The 18,015-nt window shown below is 59.6% G+C and carries 14 protein-coding genes and 2 tRNA genes; 4 read left to right on the top strand and 12 right to left on the bottom strand.

What is annotated here, in order from left to right; translation table 11 throughout:
- Positions 1–155 precede the first annotated feature (155 nt).
- The 5 genes from M5G26_RS02020 to M5G26_RS02040 all read right to left on the bottom strand — a co-directional run bounded on the left by M5G26_RS02020 (position 156) and on the right by M5G26_RS02040 (position 5,727).
- On the bottom strand, positions 156–482 hold the full coding sequence (locus tag M5G26_RS02020; protein WP_273914311.1) for a DUF3077 domain-containing protein: 327 nt from the start codon (positions 480–482) through the stop codon (positions 156–158).
- 656 nt (positions 483–1,138) lie between these two features.
- Positions 1,139–2,434, bottom strand: coding sequence for a virulence factor family protein (locus M5G26_RS02025; protein WP_095119228.1), 1,296 nt, complete (start codon positions 2,432–2,434; stop codon positions 1,139–1,141).
- Positions 2,434–5,073, bottom strand: coding sequence for a bifunctional lysylphosphatidylglycerol flippase/synthetase MprF (gene mprF, locus M5G26_RS02030; RefSeq protein WP_095119227.1), 2,640 nt, complete (start codon positions 5,071–5,073; stop codon positions 2,434–2,436). Before mprF ends, M5G26_RS02025 begins: the two co-directional genes overlap by 1 nt.
- 279 nt (positions 5,074–5,352) lie before the next feature.
- Positions 5,353–5,429 (bottom strand) — tRNA-Met (locus tag M5G26_RS02035).
- Between the two features lie 221 nt (positions 5,430–5,650).
- Positions 5,651–5,727 (bottom strand) — tRNA-Met (locus tag M5G26_RS02040).
- A 280-nt stretch (positions 5,728–6,007) separates the two neighbouring features.
- Between M5G26_RS02040 and dinB the strand changes: the two genes are divergently transcribed.
- The gene (gene dinB, locus M5G26_RS02045; protein WP_134176851.1) at positions 6,008–7,069 is read left to right on the top strand and encodes a DNA polymerase IV; all 1,062 of its coding nucleotides are present in this window, start codon (positions 6,008–6,010) and stop codon (positions 7,067–7,069) included.
- Positions 7,070–7,171: 102 nt separating this feature from the next.
- Here the strand turns inward: dinB and M5G26_RS02050 are convergent, their stop codons facing one another.
- The 4 genes from M5G26_RS02050 to M5G26_RS02065 form a co-directional block, all read right to left on the bottom strand.
- Entirely contained in the window at positions 7,172–8,125 is a 954-nt protein-coding gene (locus M5G26_RS02050) for a hypothetical protein (protein ID WP_016985278.1), read from the bottom strand.
- A 17-nt stretch (positions 8,126–8,142) separates the two neighbouring features.
- Positions 8,143–9,858: a proline--tRNA ligase gene (locus tag M5G26_RS02055; protein ID WP_034154951.1), complete on the bottom strand. Its 1,716-nt coding sequence runs from the start codon at positions 9,856–9,858 to the stop codon at positions 8,143–8,145.
- A gap of 129 nt (positions 9,859–9,987) precedes the next feature.
- Entirely contained in the window at positions 9,988–11,547 is a 1,560-nt protein-coding gene (locus tag M5G26_RS02060) for an AmpG family muropeptide MFS transporter (protein WP_134176850.1), read from the bottom strand.
- 43 nt (positions 11,548–11,590) lie between these two features.
- Entirely contained in the window at positions 11,591–11,971 is a 381-nt protein-coding gene (locus M5G26_RS02065; RefSeq protein WP_401045952.1) for an MGMT family protein, read from the bottom strand.
- A gap of 137 nt (positions 11,972–12,108) precedes the next feature.
- Between M5G26_RS02065 and M5G26_RS02070 the strand changes: the two genes are divergently transcribed.
- Positions 12,109–13,116, top strand: a complete 1,008-nt coding sequence (locus M5G26_RS02070; RefSeq protein ID WP_038358096.1) for a DUF481 domain-containing protein — start codon at positions 12,109–12,111, stop codon at positions 13,114–13,116.
- Between the two features lie 163 nt (positions 13,117–13,279).
- On the opposite strand, the gene M5G26_RS02075 is transcribed toward M5G26_RS02070, so the two are convergent.
- A complete protein-coding gene (locus M5G26_RS02075; RefSeq protein WP_002554837.1) occupies positions 13,280–13,489 on the bottom strand; it encodes a cold-shock protein in 210 nt (69 codons plus the stop codon).
- Between the two features lie 355 nt (positions 13,490–13,844).
- Between M5G26_RS02075 and dcd the strand changes: the two genes are divergently transcribed.
- A complete protein-coding gene (dcd, locus tag M5G26_RS02080) occupies positions 13,845–14,411 on the top strand; it encodes a dCTP deaminase (RefSeq protein ID WP_007918616.1) in 567 nt (188 codons plus the stop codon).
- Positions 14,412–14,517: 106 nt separating this feature from the next.
- The gene (locus M5G26_RS02085; protein ID WP_038358100.1) at positions 14,518–14,727 is read left to right on the top strand and encodes a hypothetical protein; all 210 of its coding nucleotides are present in this window, start codon (positions 14,518–14,520) and stop codon (positions 14,725–14,727) included.
- Positions 14,728–14,773: 46 nt separating this feature from the next.
- On the opposite strand, the gene pdeM is transcribed toward M5G26_RS02085, so the two are convergent.
- Both pdeM and M5G26_RS02095 read right to left on the bottom strand, forming a co-directional pair.
- Positions 14,774–15,430 carry a ligase-associated DNA damage response endonuclease PdeM gene (pdeM, locus tag M5G26_RS02090; protein ID WP_038358102.1) on the bottom strand — a complete coding sequence of 219 codons (657 nt, stop codon included), beginning with the start codon at positions 15,428–15,430 and terminating at the stop codon, positions 14,774–14,776.
- The gene (locus M5G26_RS02095) at positions 15,427–17,916 is read right to left on the bottom strand and encodes a ligase-associated DNA damage response DEXH box helicase (protein WP_273914312.1); all 2,490 of its coding nucleotides are present in this window, start codon (positions 17,914–17,916) and stop codon (positions 15,427–15,429) included. The genes pdeM and M5G26_RS02095 overlap by 4 nt, the downstream gene beginning before the upstream one ends.
- Between the last annotated feature and the right edge of the window lie 99 nt (positions 17,917–18,015).

Here is an 18,015-nt window from a genome sequence, read left to right on the forward strand (position 1 = left end):
CTCAACTGAAAAGCCCCCGTCAGCCTTGTGGTTGGCGGGGGCTTTTTTGTGGGCGGTGACTTCAGATCAAAAGATCGCAGCCTTCGGCAGCTCCTACAGGTTTCGCATTCCATGTAGGAGCTGCCGAAGGCTGCGATCTTTTGATCTTCAAACCTCTACAAGCTTTCAGGCATCTCTGATTCAGACTCGGTCTTCGTCCGCGCAGGTCGTGGCATCAACGCCTGAATCACATCATCAATCAAGGCTTTGCCCATCACCGTCAGGTAATGCGCAGCCCAGGCATGGCGGTCGGTGTCTCTGATGAAGGCAGCGTCTTCTGCGAAGGATTTGGCGAGGGACAGCAGGTCGGAGGATTGGGACAAGGCATCGATGATCGGGATGCCGGCGCGGACGTTGAAGAACGCTTGATCCGCGTTGTAGAGGAAAGGGGTGAAGCCGATGGTTTTAGCGTTTGCAAGTCCGTGCAGATCAGTTTCGGTCATCGTGTTACTCCTTAGTTCGAAGTGCCGCGACTTTCGTTACCACGCGAAAGGGAGGCAACTGTACGCAGGGTGGTAAACCGGGAACCAAGGAAACCGGCACGCCCGAAAGCGTCCCACGCACAGCCGCCATAACTTGAGGAGCGCGCTGTTGCGATGGTTTCTCCGGGTTACCACACCCGATCGCTGAATGGGTCAGCGACGTCCGGAGAGTATCCCGTCAAAAAACAGCACAACAGGGCGGCAAGGCTCCGCAACACGCGATTCGGAGTTTGCCTACAAGGTCTGTCGGCGTCATCTGATATTGCGAGACTGGAAGTAAACGAAACTACACGCCACTGGTGATTTTCGGGGTTGACGATTCAATGTTGCCGACGATGCAGGTGTCCACATTTTATGGAATGTGGACACCTGCCGTTTTTGGCTTCATCGAGAGTCAAGATATTTACGAGTGCATGTATAAAGTTTCTGAATCCAGCGCAATTCCATTGTAGGAGTGAGCCTGCTCGCGATAGCGGTGTATCAGTTGGCAAATAGGTGGCTGACACTCCGCTATCGCGAGCAGGCTCACTCCTACAGGGGAATGGGTTCATCGTCCGAGATGTAAAAAGCCCCCGCAACTGCGAAGTTGCGGGGGCCTTTTATGGGCGTGGCTCAGATCACTCTTCGGCGACCGAGTCCTTGCTCTGACGCTTCTCGATCAAATCCACCAAACGCTTGGCCAGCGCCGGGTAGTTCTCATCGAAGTGGTGGCCGCCTGGCAGTTTCACCGCTTCACCCACTGCAGTCTTGTCCGTGCAACCGCTTTCATCCGTCTCTTCTTCACCATAGATGCACACGACCTTGGCCGCTGGCAGTTTGGCCATCTCCGGGCCGGTGGCGGCTTCTTTGCCGGCGTTACCCAGCCAGCCTTCGACTTCGATTTCGAAGCTGCCGGTGCGGGCGAAGGCCAGCAGGATGATCGCGTCGACGCGTTGCTGCTCGGTGTCCGGCAGGCGGTTGTAGATCGCTGGCAGTACGTCAGCGCCGAACGAATAACCGGTGAGGATGAAGCGCTTGGTGCCCCATTTCTGCCGGTAGTGCTGCATCAGTTCGGTCAGGTCCAGCGCGCTTTGCTCTGGGCTCTTGTGCTGCCAGTAGTAGCGCAGGGTGTCGATGCCGACCACCGGGTAGCCGATCTTGGCCATTTCACCGGCCACGTCGCGGTCGAGGTCGCGCCAGCCGCCGTCACCGGAAAGGAACAGGGTCACGGTGTCCTTGGCTTGACCGGCCGGCACTTCAACCACCGGGATCGCCAGACCGCCGTTGGCCTTGTCGCCGCCGACGAGGATCTTGCGCAGTTCGTTGTTCAGCACTTGCGGCAGGTTGATGTCGTAGTCGCTGATGCTGGTTTCGGCGTTCGGTTGATCGCGTACGAAACCTGCGCTGGCGTCGTCCGGGTTATCGTTCCACGCCACCAGCCAGTGGCCGTGGGCGGCGGATTTCGGCAACAGGTGAGTGCAGCCGGGTTTTTCCAGCGCCAGGTCCACGGAAATCGCTTGGGCCTTGTCGTCCTTTTGCTCGGACAACCAACGCCAGGCCAGTACCGCGCCGGGGCCGATACCGCTGACCAGCGTAGCCGGGCCGTTCAGTTCGCGCAGACCGGTTTGCAGTGCGCGGCTTTGCAGCAGGCAGTCCTTGGGCAGAATCACCTGAACGATTTGCGCCGAGGCGCTGCGGCTCAGGGTGGTCAGTTGTTTTTCAGAGAGTTTCTGGTCGTCGTTGACCGCGACCAGCACCTGCGCCTTGGGTTTGGTGCCGGGGATGACGCGGGTCAAAACGGTGCCGTCTGCCGCCGTAACAGGTTCGAGCGTTGGTTCCGGTGCCGGACGTTTGAGGTACCAGAAACCGCCGCCGGCAATCACGGCCAGCACGATCAGTGCGGCCAGGATGTACTTCAGGGAGCGTTGAATCATCAGCGTTTCACCAATCCAGTCAAGCCGCCCGCGATCAGGGCAGCAGTGTCGGCCAGCGCCACCAGCGGATCGAGTCCGGCGGGCACGGCCATATAACGGGGTTCCCAGTCAGGCTGGAACTTGTCTTTGAAGCGGCGCAAGCCTTGGAAGTTGTAGAGCTGCTCACCACGGCGGAAAACCATCGAGCCCAGACGCTGGGTCAGCGGTGCACCACGCCGGGGTTGCAACCCCGACAACGGCACCATGCCCAGGCTGAAGCGCGCGTATCCGTGACTCTTATAGTGTTGAATCAGGCCGACCATCATGAATTCCATGGTCAGCTTGGGGGCGTCCGGGTGCGCGCGCATCAGGTCGAGACTGGCCAGATCATGGCTGTAGGTCTCGAGCAAGTTGGCGAACGCCACCGGGCGACCTTCGAAGCGAATCACCGCGATGCGGAAATGCTTCAGGTAATCATCGCTGAAGCGGCCGAGGGAGAAGCCTTTCTCACGCACGTTCTTGCCGGTCAGCCACGCATCGGAAATCACTTTCAGCTCGTCCATCGGTGCCTGACCCGGCTCGTGAATCTCCAGCGACAACCCGTCGCGGGTGCCGCGGTTCCAGGTGTAACGCAGGTCCTTCATCTCTTTGCCCTTGGCTTCCAGGTCAAAGCGCAGCAGGTCGACCCGGGCTTCTTCGCCCAGTTTGATAGCGGTCAGGCCGATGTCCATGTAGTACGGCAGGTTCTCCGCGCGCACCTGGTAGAACACCGGGCGGGCGTGGTGAATATCGCAGAGGTCGCGGAACTGCCAGATCATCTCGGCGCGCTGCTGGCCGGGGCCGATCGGGTCGTACAGCGCCACGAGGCTGCGGCCACGGCGCGCGTACATCAGGAACGCTTCGTCGTTCTGGTGAAACAGCAGCGCCTTGTCACCGGTCAACGCGAGGCCGCCGTCGGGTTGTGACGAGGCCATCAGAATCTTCGCCGCACGATCGAGTTCGTCAGGCGTTGGCAGGTGAATGACCGGGCGCGCGGTGCGCAGCAGCCAGGTGAGGGCGATTACCAGCAGCAGCACGGCAGCGCCGAGCAGCGAACGCAGGCCACGTGGCGCGTCAGCGTCGAGGGTGAACTGCCACCACAGTTGATGGCTGTAGGGCACGTCTTGATAGGCGAACAGCAGCAGCCACGTCGAGGCACCGAGCACGCACAGGCTGGCTACCAGGTACAGCGGCGAGAAGGGCAGTTCGGTCAGGCGGCTCGGGCGATAGAACGAGCGACGGAACACACCGAGCAACGCTGCGGTGAGGGTCATCAGCGTCGCTTCTTCCCAGTCGAAGCCTTTGAGCAGCGAGAGCAGGGCGCCGACCAGCAGCAGAATGGTGGTCAGCATCCACGCGGCCGACAGGCGCCGACGCAAGCCCTGAGCGAGCATCAGGCAGAGCACGCCGATCAGGCTGGCGCCGAAGTGCGAAGCGTCGACCAGACGATGCGGGATCAGAAAGCCGATGTGCTCCAAGCGTGTGTCGATCTCGGGAGTCGCGCCGGAAAACAGCAGCACCACACCGGAGAGGAACACCAGCACCGCCAGAATCGGCGCGGCCAGACCAGACGCGGCGCGCATGGTTTGGGTCTGAAACAGGCGCTGACCTTCGTTGATCAGCAGGAATACGCAGGCCACCAGCAGCGGCAGCACCACGTAGATCAGGCGATACAGCAGCAGCGCCGCGGCCAGTGGTGCGGCACCGAGCTTGTCGGCGAAAGCGGCCAGCAGAATCGCTTCGAACACACCCACGCCGCCGGGTACGTGGCTGAGCACGCCGGCAGCCAATGCCAGCAGGTACACCAGCAGGAACGCGCCGAACGGCGGCGCTTCCGGCAGCAACAGATAAAGGACCGTGGCGGCAGCCGCAACGTCGAGGGCGGTAATGATCAGTTGCAGGAAAGTCAGGCGACGCCCCGGCAAGCGCAGCGTGCGGCGGCCAACCCTGACCAGCAGGTTGTCGCGCAACGGTTGTTCCGGCAGGCGCCGACGGTAGATACCGATTGCCAGTACGGCGCCAAGCGCCAGCACGACAGCGGCGACCGTGCCGAGCAGGCCTTCGGAAAGCCCCAAGGCCTGGGAGGCAGCAGGCAGGTCACTCAGGGTTGCCAATGCAGCCAGCGGCGGCAAGGCGCAGCCTAGCGACAAACTGGCGAACAAGGTCATGTGCGCGACTTCCGACGCCCCCAGACCCAGTCGCGCATATAAACGGTAGCGAACCGAGCCGCCGGACAGCAGCGACAGACCGATTGCATTGCCAATCGCAAACGCGGTGAATCCGCCCAGCGCCAATGTGCGCGGTGGCAAGGTCACGCCGGCATAGCGGCTGGCAGACCATTCGTAGCCGAGCAGAATAATGAAACCGACCACGGTTGCACCGAAGGCGCCGATCAGCGCGGGTTTCGGTACGTCGAGAATCGAGTCGTGCAGCGCATCGAGATCGAGTTCGGCGAGCAGATGACGACAGGCAATCAGCGCAATGGCGAACAGCAGCAAAGTCACCGCCAGACCAATCGGTTGTCGGTATTTGCTCAACCGATCCAGCAAGCGCAGACGCTCGGGTTTGATCGGATGTTCCGCTGTGACGGTGTCTTGTGGATCAGACGAGTTGGCGCGCATCAATCACCTCTTGGATTGTGCGCGACAGGATGGAGGTATCCAGCCAAGTTACCAATCCCTGTAGAAAAAAATAATCACAAAATACTACGCCTCTCACCGGGTATCGGCGAGGGCAGTTCCTGGATTGCAGAGGCCTGGCCTGCGACTCAAGCATAGTCGCAAGTCAGCACTTCTGAAGATCCCAAGCGGTTCACTGCACAGTGACAGATCATTGTTGCGAAAGGACTTTTTCAACAGATACAAAAAAGGCCACTCTTTCGAGTAGCCTTTTTTGATGTTTGGTTGCGGGAGCCGGATTTGAACCGACGACCTTCGGGTTATGAGCCCGACGAGCTACCAGACTGCTCCATCCCGCGTCTGTGTGGCGGCATTCTACAGGCGAACGGCGAGGTGTCAACCGCTAATCCCATAAAGGGTCAAATAAGTGTGCAATCGCGTCAAACGGTCGCAGGTGATGCGTTAAGTTTCGGAAATGCAACGAATTCCTGTTTGGCGATCCTTCTCTATAAGAAGAGGAAATCTACAAAAAAGACGCGCACAAAAAAGGCCACTCTTTCGAGTAGCCTTTTTTGATGTTTGGTTGCGGGAGCCGGATTTGAACCGACGACCTTCGGGTTATGAGCCCGACGAGCTACCAGACTGCTCCATCCCGCGTCTGTGTGTCGGCATTCTACAGAGGAACGCCGGGGTGTCAACCCGCAATCTGGATAAAAACTGTTGAGGTTCAATCGGTTAGCGCTTTTTTTCGGGTGTTTGTCACGCTACAGGTCAGGCGGGGCAAGGCTTTCAGCTCTATTGGCGGCCGCTCGTCGATTGAGAAAATAAATTCAAAGGACATTTCCTACCGCCTGGAAAGAACATTCATACCACTGGTGCTATATACAGGTGTCAGTGAGATACTGCCGATCCGGTTCGCCACGTTTCCTTTTCTGACATGACTCAGCGAAAAATCATCCACATTGACTGCGACTGTTTCTACGCCGCCATCGAGATGCGCGATGACCCGCGTCTGGCCGGCAAGCCGTTGGCAGTGGGTGGTTCGGCGGACCGGCGCGGGGTGATTGCCACCTGCAATTATGAAGCGCGGGCATATGGCGTGCGTTCGGCGATGGCGTCGGGGCACGCCTTGAAACTGTGCCCGGACCTGACCATCGTCAAGCCGCGTATGGATGCGTATCGCGAGGCTTCGAAAGAGATTCATACGATTTTTGCCGATTACACCGACCTGATCGAGCCGTTGTCGCTGGATGAGGCTTATCTGGATGTATCGGACAGTGCGCATTTTGGCGGCAGTGCCACGCGGATTGCCCAAGACATCCGTCGGCGAGTCTCCAATCAATTGCACATCACCGTGTCTGCGGGTGTGGCGCCGAACAAGTTTCTTTCCAAAATCGCCAGCGACTGGAAGAAGCCCAACGGGCTGTTCGTTATTACCCCGGATCAGGTCGAGGACTTCGTCAGCGGTTTGCCGGTGAGCAAGTTGCACGGCGTCGGCAAGGTCACCGCCGACAAGCTGGGCAAGTTCGGCATTGTCGATTGCTCACAGTTGCGCGAGTGGGACAAATTGGCGCTGGTGCGCGAATTCGGCAGTTTTGGCGAGCGACTGTGGAGTCTGGCTCGTGGGATCGATGACCGGCTGGTGCACAACGACAGTCGGCGTCAGTCGATCAGCGTGGAAAATACCTACGACGTTGATCTGCCGGATCTGCGCAGTTGCCTGGATAAATTGCCGGAGCTGCTGGAAACCCTGAAAACCCGTATGGCGCGGATCGACAGCAGTTATCGGCCGGGCAAGCCGTTCGTCAAAGTGAAGTTTCATGACTTTACCCAGACGACATTGGAGCAGGCCGGGGCAGGGCGGGATCTGGGCAGTTATCAGTTGATGCTGACGCAGGCGTTCAATCGCGGCGGGAAACCGGTGCGGTTGTTGGGGGTTGGGGTGAGGCTGGAGGATTTGCGCGGCGGGTTTGAGCAGATGGAGTTGTTTGAGCGGTAGATTTGCGGTGTTTGTCAGGGTCTCATCGCGAGCAGGCTCACTCCTACATTGAAATGCGTTCCAATGTAGGAGCTGCCGCAGGCTGCGATCTTTTAATAGGCCTTAATTCGGTCCCGGATCAGCCACCAGGCGCCCGGCATCCTTGGTCAGCGACTTGAGAAACTCGGTCTGCAGCTCAGGATCGTTGCGCGTCAGTTCGATCAGGCTTTGTTCCAGCTCGCTGGCTTCTTCTTCCAGACCCAGTTCCGACAGGCGCTTGACCCGGTGCACCCACTGGCTCACTTCGTCGTCTTCCAGGTCGTCGTAAATCAGCCCGTGCGCTTCCAGCAACTTGCCACGCAGATGACTGCTGATCATCAGCGATGAATCAGAATGCACGTCATCCTTGGCATCTTCGACGCTGATCTGCAGTTTGCCGACGTGATTGAGATCATTTTCGGCAAACGGACTGTCGAGCAGGTTCAGACGCAGCACACCGTTGCGATCGGTGGTCATGTCGAAGGTCTGCTTGCCAGCCTTGACTTGCACCGGACGCTCGCTCCACGGCAGGCTCGAATACTCCGTGCGCTTGTCGCGCTGGACTTCATCGATGCCGGCCAGATTCTGCTGCGCACGACCGTTGGACTGCACGTTCATGAACGGGTTGAGCCCGGCGAAACCGTAACTCAGCCAGTCCTTGGTCACGCTGTCCGGCAGATTGCCGAGGGCGAACACGTTAACCACGTTAGCGCCGACGCCACCGACCACGGCGACCACGCCCAGCGGGATCTCGTAGACCTCCCGCCAAGGCTGGTAGGGCGTGTAGCGATCGTAGCGACGCGTCACTTCGAACTCGGTGACTTCAAAAGTCTTCTGTTCGTTGATCTTCACGCGTCGCTGCGGCAGCTCAAGCGCCTTAGGCTCACCGACATCAATTTGCAGGCTATGGTCGAGCAACTTTCGCTCGACCCGCTCTTCGTGCTCGCTGCGTTGTGACATGTGATTGGCACAGCCGCTGACCAGCAGGGCACCGCACAGGGCGGTGCCACCGAGGCCTAAGGTGTTTCGCTTGAACATGACGTCTCTATCTGGTTTCAGCGGCGGATACGGGCCTGCAGGAAGGACAATACGTCGGCCACCGGCAATGCTTGCGCTTCGCCTTCGGTACGGCTCTTGTATTCCAGGTTGCCTTCGGCGAGGCCGCGGTCGCTGACCACGATCCGGTGAGGAATGCCGATCAGCTCCATGTCCGCGAATTTGATGCCCGGGCTGGTTTTCTTGTCGCGATCGTCCAGCAGGACTTCGAAGCCGGCCGCCGTCAGTTCGGCGTACAGCTTGTCGGTGGCTTCGCGTACTTGCTCGGTTTCATAGCGCAGCGGTACCAGAGCGATCTGGAACGGCGCCAAGGTGTCGCTCCAGATGATGCCGTTTTCGTCGTTGTTCTGCTCGATAGCCGCAGCCACCACGCGGGACACGCCGATACCGTAGCAACCCATTTCCAGGGTGACTGGCTTGCCGTTCTCGCCCAGCACTTCGCACTTCATCGCCTTGCTGTACTTGTTGCCCAGCTGGAAGATGTGCCCGACTTCGATGCCGCGCTTGATTTCCAGCGTGCCTTTGCCGTCCGGGCTTGGGTCACCGGCAACCACGTTACGCAGGTCAGCCACGGTCGGAACGGGCAGGTCACGCTCCCAGTTCACGCCGAAGTAGTGCTTGTCGTCGATGTTCGCGCCGATACCGAAGTCGCTCATCAGCTCGACCGAACGGTCGATGATGATTGGCAGCGGCAGGTTCAGCGGGCCGAGCGAACCGGCGCCGGCGCCGATGGCGTCACGCAGTTCGGCGTCGGTGGCCATGACCAGCGGGCTGGCCACGCCAGGTTGCTGGGCAGCCTTGATTTCGTTGAGTTCGTGGTCGCCACGGATGACCAGCGCGATCAGCTTGCCTTCTTCTTCGGCACGCACGATCAGGGTCTTGATGGTCTTTTCAATCGGCAGATTGAATTTTTCCACCAGGGCCGCGATGGTTTTGGTGTCTGGCGTGTCGACCAGGCGCAGCTCTTCAGTCGCAGCAGCGCGCGAGGTTTCGCGTGGCACGGCTTCGGCTTTTTCGATGTTCGCCGCGTAGTCGGAACCGTTGCTGAAGACGATGTCGTCTTCGCCGGACTCGGCCAGTACGTGGAATTCGTGCGAACCGGCGCCACCGATCGAACCGTTGTCGGCTTCCACCGGACGGAATTTCAGACCCAGACGCGTGAAGATGTTGCAGTAGGCTTCATGCATGCGGTCGTAGGTGATCTGCAGCGATGCCTGATCCGCGTGGAAGGAGTACGAGTCCTTCATGATGAATTCGCGGCCGCGCATCAAACCGAAGCGTGGACGGATTTCGTCACGGAATTTGGTCTGGATCTGGTACAGGTTGATTGGCAGCTGTTTGTAGCTGCTCAACTCGTTGCGCATCAGATCGGTGATCACTTCTTCGTGGGTCGGGCCTGCGCAGAAGTCGCGACCGTGGCGGTCTTTGATGCGCAGCAGCTCAGGGCCGTATTCTTCCCAGCGCCCCGATTCCTGCCACAGCTCGGCCGGTTGGGTGCTCGGCATCAACACTTCCAGAGAGCCGGCAGCGTTCATCTCTTCGCGAACGATGGCTTCAACCTTGCGCATGACCCGCAGGCCCATGGGCAGCCAGGTGTACAGGCCCGAGGCGAGTTTGCGGATCATGCCGGCGCGCAGCATCAGCTGATGGCTGATCACGACCGCATCGGAAGGCGTTTCTTTCTGTGTGGCGAGCAAAAATTGACTGGTGCGCATGGTTGGCCGTTGTCGGTTGCTATGACTGGAAATGACTCCGCAGTGTACCGGCGAGTTTTGCCGACGTACAGGCGTGAGGTCAGTGGGGAGGCACGACGGCGGGATTCCTCCCGCCGTTGGCGAAACGTCTTACGATTCTTCTGTGGCCGGTGTCGGCACAGGCTCGGGCGTTGGCGTCGGGCCTTCGCGGCGGCTCTCCTGGAACCAGTGCAGGGCGATCAGCACCAGCGTCGGCACGCCGAGCAGGGCGGTGATCAGGAAGAAACTGTGGTAACCGAACTTCTCGACCAGGACCCCGGAATAGCCGCCCATCAGGCGCGGCAGCAGCAGCATGATCGAGCTGAGCAGGGCGTATTGTGTCGCGGAGAACTTCAGGTTGGTCAGGCTCGACAGATAGGCAACGAATGCCGACGTCGCCAGACCCGAACTGAAGTTGTCGAGGGAAATGGTCACCATCAGCATCTGCAGATTTGGACCCATGTCGGCGAGCATGACGAACAGCAGGTTGGTGGCTGCCGAAGCCGCGCCGCCGATGAACAGGATCGGCAGAATACCGAAGCGCACGATCAGCAGTCCGCCCATGCCGGCGCCGACCAGCGTCATGATCAGGCCGAAGATCTTGCTGACGCTGGCAATCTGATCCTTGGTAAAGCCTTGGTCGATGTAGAACACGTTGGCCATGACGCCCATGACCGTGTCCGACATTCGATAGGTGGCGATCAGGCCGAGCAGCAGCAGCGCCTGCCAGCGATAGCGCAGGATGAAGTCGTTGACCGGTGTCAGCACCGGTGCGAGGCCGCGACGACCCATGGTCGACAGACACAGACCGGTCAGCAGCGTATAGAGAATCGCGCGCAGGAAGGCGCGGTCTTCGAGCAGCAGGTCAAGCGGACTCATGTCACCGAACAGCACACTGGCAAAATCGGTGTTGTAGAGCTGGGTGAACATCGCCGGTACCGAGACCAGCAAGATAATCAGCACAAACACCGACATCAGTTGATGCATGAAGGTGTAGCGCCCGGCCTGCAATTGAGTGCGCAGCGGTACCGGCGGCTCGCGCATCAGCAGCGTGGTCAGCAGCGCGGGAATCATCAGCGCGCCGAACAGTGCGTAAGTGCCAGCCCAGGCTGAGTGCTGATAATTGAAGCCGGTAGAGCCGAAGCCTTCGGCGAAGAACAAGGCGCCGGCAGTCGCCAGCAGTGCAGCGACACGGTAGCCGGACATATAACTGGCGGCGAGAGCGGCCTGGCGGTTGTCTTCGGCGATTTCCAGGCGATAGGCATCCACCGCAATATCTTGAGTGGCGGAGGCGAAGGCAACGACAACGGCAATGGCGATCAGCCAGGACAGATGCTTCTGCGGATCACAGAAACCCATGCCGATCAGGCCGAGGATCACCAGCGCCTGCGAGAGCACCAGCCACGAACGGCGACGGCCAAGCTTGCCCAGCAACGGCAGGCGCCATTGGTCGAGCAGAGGTGACCAGACCCATTTGAACGCATAGGCCAGGCCGATCAGGCTGGCGTAGCCGATGGTTTCACGGGCCACACCGGCTTCACGCAGCCAGACGGAAAGCGTTGAAAATACCAGCATGTACGGCAGGCCGGCGGCGAAACCGAGCAACAACAGCACGAGCGTCGAAGGACTGGCATAAGCGGCTAGCGCGGCGCGCCAGGTTTTACGGGGCATGGGCTGAAGTCTGCCTCAAGATTGCGAAAACAAAGCGCGCACTCTAACCGCTGTGCTCTACCGGACGCCAGCCATGGCGCTGAATATCCACACGATTGTTCAGGACGGTGATGCCTTCCATGCGCAATCGAGCCCGTTGTTCATCGCCCGACGGGCTGCCCACCGGCAGGCTGATCCGACCGCCGGCGCCCAGCACTCGGTGCCAGGGCAGCTTGGTATCACCGGGTAGCTGACTCAAGGTGCGGCCGACCCAGCGGGCGGCGCGCCCCAACCCGGCAAGTTCAGCTAACTGACCATAGCTGACGACTTTGCCTTCAGGCACTTGAGCGAGGGTGGAGTAGAGCGCCGTGCGTCGGATTTGCGCTTCACTGTCACGGTCGTGGGGCTGCTCTGTCACGGGCGCGGTTCCTGAACATTGGCGGATTTGATGCTTCAAGGGTAATCCGTCGCTGCGTAGTTGAGAAATGAACTCAATGGAAATCGTCCGGTCAGTCCTTGTCAGGGTCTTATTCCTACGGATAATGCCGACCTTTTTCGCAAACTTGAGCCTTCGATTCGCTTATGTTGTCCAGATCCTTGCTGTGCCTTGCTGTTTTCAGTGCGTCCACGCCCCTGCTTGCCGACACCGTCTGGTTGAAGAACGGTGACAAGTTGAGCGGCACCATCACCGTGTTCGACGGCGGCAAGCTGTTGATCCAGACCAAGTACGCCGGTGCGGTCACGATTGACTGGAAAGAGGTCAAGACTCTGGACAGCGATCAGCACTTGTTGGTCAAGCAGGACGCTTACACCGGTGAAGTGTCCAAGTCGCTGACCGCCGCCGAAGATGGCAAGGTCACCCTGGCCAACGGCGAAGCACCGAAAACCGTGGAGCTGGCGAGCATTCAGCAGATTCTCAAGCCGAAACCGGTGGTCGAGGATCTGGTGTGGAAGGGCAATGTCGATCTGGCGCTGGACTATCAGCGCGCCGAGAAGGACACCGACGACTACGATGTTGGCTTCAAGACCACGGCGCGTCATGGTCGCTGGCGTCATACCGCCGAAGGTGAATACAACCGCGAAGTGCAGGACGACGAAACTACCACCAACAATTGGCGCGCCGAATATGCACTGGACCGCTTTCTCACCGATCAATGGTTCTGGCAGGGTCGCCTGAACTACAAACGCGATCACATCGAAGAGCTGGCGCGCCAGCGCGTGGTCGGTACCGGTCCCGGCTACCAGTTCTGGGATGATGAGTTGGGTGCATTCTCGCTGGGCTCGCTGCTTAACCGCACCGATTACGAGTATCGCGATGGCAGCAAGGACAACTTCTATTCTGTCGCGATGAAGTGGGATTACAACCGCTACCTGATTGGCAAGAAAGTCGAGTTCTTCACCAACGGTGAGGTGGGTAAGCCGCTGTCGGGTGTTGCCGATTATGCGCTGGATGCTGAGTTGGGGCTGCGCTACAAAGTCACCGATTGGGCGTCGCTCAATCTCAAGGCCGAGCGCGACATCATCAGCGGCACCAACGATGCTGACTTGAACAAGACCCGTTATACCGCAGGGTTTGGCGTGGCCTGGTAGGGCACAAGCAAAAGATCGCAGCCTTCGGCAGCTCCTACAGAGGATTGATGTACATCCTGTAGGAGCTGCCGAAGGCTGCGATCTTTTTTTGCGCCCGGAAAACAGACGCCCACAAAAAAGCCCCGCTTTTAAGGGCGGGGCTCTTTTCTAAAGAAGCTACAAGTTAGATAACTTGTACTTCTTCAGCTTGCATGCCTTTCTGACCGCGGGTAGCGATGAAAGAAACCTGTTGGCCTTCTTTCAGGCTTTTGAAGCCGTCGGATTGGATAGCTTTGAAGTGAACGAACAGGTCGTCACCGGATTGTGGAGTGATGAAGCCGAAGCCTTTTTCATCGTTGAACCACTTAACGGTACCGGTTTGGCGATTAGACATGGTGTAACTCCTTGAACAAAGATAACTGCGACTCAGGAAGAACCCTGGCCGAGACTGAGTGCAAAGAGCAGGAAAAATTCTTGTAGATGGTTGGATCGAAATTCAACATATCGTGTAGAGATTCTCAGTGACACAAGCAACACAGTGACGCCACCTTAACCCAGTTTCCGAGAAGTGCCAATGCTTCTTGCGAAGGTTTCTCTGTTTTCGGGATCGGCGGTGTGACGGTTCGTCGCCAAAGCCCGTATTTCATGGGTGTTCGGCGAGAATTGCACCGCGCACTTTGAACCCGGCGGCGCGCCCGGTAAGATGCGGGACAGAATTTTTCCACCTCGCTATTCAGGACCCCCCCGCCATGAGCATCAAATCGGACAAGTGGATTCGCCGCATGGCGCAGGAACACGGCATGATCGAACCGTTCGTCGAGCGCCAGATGCGCGGCAGCGATGACAGCCGAGTGATCTCCTACGGTGTGTCGAGCTACGGCTACGACGTGCGCTGCACCAACCACTTCAAGGTGTTCACCAACATCAACTCGTCCATCGTCGACCCGAAAAACTTCGACCCGGGCAGCTTCGTCGACGTCCACAGCGACGTCTGCATCATCCCGCCGAACTCTTTCGCCCTGGCCAGCACCGTCGAATATTTCCGTATTCCACGTAATGTGCTGACCATCTGCCTGGGTAAAAGCACCTACGCGCGCTGCGGCATCATCGTTAACGTCACGCCGCTCGAGCCTGAGTGGGAAGGTCACGTGACGCTGGAATTCTCCAACACCACCAATCTGCCGGCGAAAATTTACGCCAACGAAGGCGTGGCGCAGATGCTCTTCCTTGAATCCGACGAGGAATGCGAAGTGTCCTACAAGGATCGCGGCGGCAAGTACCAGGGCCAGCGCGGCGTGACCCTGCCGCGTACCTGATCGGTCCATCCGACAGATCGCGGGAATTCTTTGGCGGGCAGACACTCTATGGGGTGTACTGCCCGTTTTGCTTTCGGCGAAACGGGCCTTCGCCGAGGAGTGCCCTATGAAGATCGATCCGCAAATCACTGCCGAACTGGCAAGGCTCGAGCCCAATCAGATTGGCGTATTGGCCTGGTCCTTGTTGGCGCATCCGTCGCTGAACATGGCCGGCGGAATTCCCGGTCAACCTGATCCCGATACCCCCAACGAACAACCGACCGAGCCGGGCGAACCAACCCTTCCGGACGAGCCGCCACCGGCACCGGTTGCCTGATCTGCATTGAAAATGAATGGCCAGTCAGATGAGGTCTGCAGAGACTTCAACTGACTGGCCATATTTCGTTGTCACCGATGACGAAAATCCTGCAGCTTTCATCCCTCTCGACTGGATATCCCCCAGTAAAGGCGCCAAATGCCGGCAGCAGACTGATGCGTTCGCCGAGCCTGAAACACGCCAGGCGCAAGCTTTGTCGACCCTTGCCGTGCAGCCGATAGACCGGGTGCACGTGACCCGCCAGCACGTGCCTTTCCGGATGTGGGTCAGGTTCATGCTGCAAGGCGAATGGCCCGAGCAGCAGCGGTTCCGGCACCACACGGATGTTCAGCGATTCAGGCGGATCACCAGCGCGTTTGTCGTGGTTGCCGCGAATCAGCGTCATCGGCAGCTCCGCGTGGCGCGCACGCCATTGCGCCAGCGCACTCAGCGTCCCTGGGGCATGAGAGCCGGGTCCGTGTAGGAAATCGCCGAGAAAGATCAATAAGCGGCAGGGCAGCTTTGCCAGTAACCGATCAATCACGGCGATATTGCTCGCCGTGGTGCCATGCGGGACCGGTTGACCAAGACTGCGGTAAGCCGCGGCTTTGCCGAAATGCACATCGGCAATCAGCAGCACCTGTTGCGCGGGCCAATACATGGCTTTCTCCGGCAAAAGCCAAAGTTCTTCGCCGGCCAGCCGCACCGGATAGCCTGAATTCATGCGGATTTATCCTTGTCGGCGCTGTTCTCGAGATCACCCACCATCCGCCGGATCCGGTCAGCGAGTTTTTCCGAACTCATGCTTTCGCGCATGCGTTCCACCAGCAGCGGAAACCCTAGCGGCGTAGGGCGTTTGATCTGATGAACGTCCAGTTTCATCCCGTTGATCCGCTCCAATGTCTGTTCCAGGCGACGAATATCCAGTTCTTCCCGTAGGACTTCTTCCCCGGCCTGAGCCAGCAACAGGTTGTCGGCGTCGTATTGCTTGAACACTTCGAAAAACAAACCGCTGGACGCCTGCACTTGTCGGGTACTTTTCGGCGCACCGGGGTAACCGGCGAAGACCAGCCCGGCAATCCGCGCGATTTCACGGAAGCGCCGCAGGGCCAGCTCCCCAGCATTCAAACTGGCCAGAACATCCATCAACAGGTGATCGGCATTGAACAGTTCAGCGTTCAAATGCTCGGTCCAGTCCACGGGCGTGGCGCTGAGCAACTCCAGGCCATAGTCGTTCACCGCGATCGAGAACGTTACGGCTTGGCGCTGAGTGACGCGCCAGGCCAGCAGGCTCGCCAGTCCCAAATGCACCTGCCGTCCGGCGAACGGATAGAGGAAAAGGTGCCAGCCTTCGCGGGATTTCAGCACTTCGGCCAGTAGGCTATTAATGGTTGGTAAGCCGGACCAGCGTGCCTGGGTTTCCAGCAAGGGTTGCAGCGCCTGCATTTCCGGGCCGACGAACTCACCCTGCGCGGCGGCGCTGAAACGTCTGACGACGGCTTCGGCGAGTTCGTTGGAAAGCGGCATCCGCCCGCCATTCCAGCGCGGTACCGCGGCTTTTTTCACGGTGCTGCGTTTGACGTAAGCGGTCATGTTTTCCACCCGCACCAGCTCCAGCAAACGCCCGGCGAACAGAAAGCCATCACCGGGTTTGAGCCGTGCGATAAAGCCTTCCTCGACACTGCCCAGCTGTTTACCACCGCCGCCCTTGCTCCAGAATTTCAGATGGATGCTCGCGTCGCTGACAATGGTGCCGATGCTCATGCGATGGCGCCGCGCCAATCGCGCATCCGGAACGCGCCAGACGCCGTGCTGGTCCGGTTCGACCCGGCGGTAATCCGGATAGGCTGTCAGAGACATCCCGCCGTGGCGTACGAAAGCCAGCGCCCAGGCCCAATCGGCGACTGTCAGGTCGCGATAAGCCCAGGCGCCGCGGACTTCTTCGTACAAATCCTCGGGAACAAAGCCACCGCCGAGGGCCATGCTGACTAAATGCTGCACCAGCACATCCAGCGGTTTGTACGGCGACAGGCGCGGCTCGATGCGCCGTTGCTCGACGGCATCACGGGCGGCGGCGGCTTCGATCAATTCAAGACTGTGCGTGGGCACCAGTGTTACCCGCGAGGTGCGCCCCGGCGCGTGGCCCGAGCGCCCGGCACGTTGCATCAAACGCGCGACACCTTTGGCCGAGCCGATTTGCAGCACGCGCTCGACCGGCAGGAAATCCACCCCCAGATCCAGGCTTGAGGTGCAGACCACGGCTTTCAGTTGCCCGTTCTTCAAGGCTTGTTCTACCCAGTCGCGGGTTTCGCGAGACAGTGAGCTGTGATGCAAGGCGATCAGCCCCGCCCAGTCCGGCCGGGCCTCGAGCAACGCCTGATACCAGATTTCCGATTGCGCCCGGGTGTTGGTGAACACCAGGCTGCTGGCGCAGGCATCGAGTTCGGCAACGACCTGCGGCAACATCTTCAGACCGATGTGCCCGGCCCAAGGAAAACGCTCGATGGCCGGAGGGAGGAGGGTGTCGACCTTCAGCGATTTTTCGCTTTGCCCCTGAATGCTAATGCCGCCGCCCTGTGGAATCAGCACTTGTTCGGCGTGGGATTGATTACCGAGGGTGGCGGACACGCCCCAGACGATCAGCTCAGGTCGCCAGTGGCGCAGACGGGCGAGGGCCAGTTGCAGTTGCACGCCGCGCTTGTTGCCCAGCAGTTCATGCCATTCATCGACGACGATCATGCGCAGACTCGCCAGCGCCACCTGCGCATCGGCACGGGCGAGCAGCAACGTCAGGCTCTCCGGGGTGGTGATCAGCGTGGTCGGCAGGCGCCGGCTCTGGCGGGCACGCTCGCTGCTGCTGGTGTCGCCGGTGCGCAGGCCGATGCTCCATGGGATCTGCAGGTCATCGACCGGTGTTTGCAAGGCGCGCGCGGTATCGGCGGCGAGGGCGCGCATGGGGGTGATCCACAGAACGGTCAGCGGTTCGGCGGGTTGTTTGCGTTTGCGCGATGTTTCGACGGAAGGCTGCGAGCGAGCGAAACGATTGAGCGCGGCAAACCACACCGCATAGGTTTTACCGGCACCGGTGCTGGCGTGGAGCAGACCGGATTCGCCGTTTTTCACCGCCGCCCACACCTGTTTCTGAAAGGCGAACGGCTTCCAGTTGCGGGCGCTGAACCAGGTTTTTGCGAGGTCGGAAGATTTCGCCATGCGGGCTGCGCGCGCTCTGGAGGTGTTCTTCCAGTGACCACATCAGTTGGCGAAAGGTTTAATCAGGGTGACCGTGTAGGAGCTGCCGAAGGCTGCGAT

It is taken from the genome of Pseudomonas sp. TNT2022 ID642 (genome assembly GCF_028656995.1).
Classification (GTDB): domain Bacteria; phylum Pseudomonadota; class Gammaproteobacteria; order Pseudomonadales; family Pseudomonadaceae; genus Aquipseudomonas.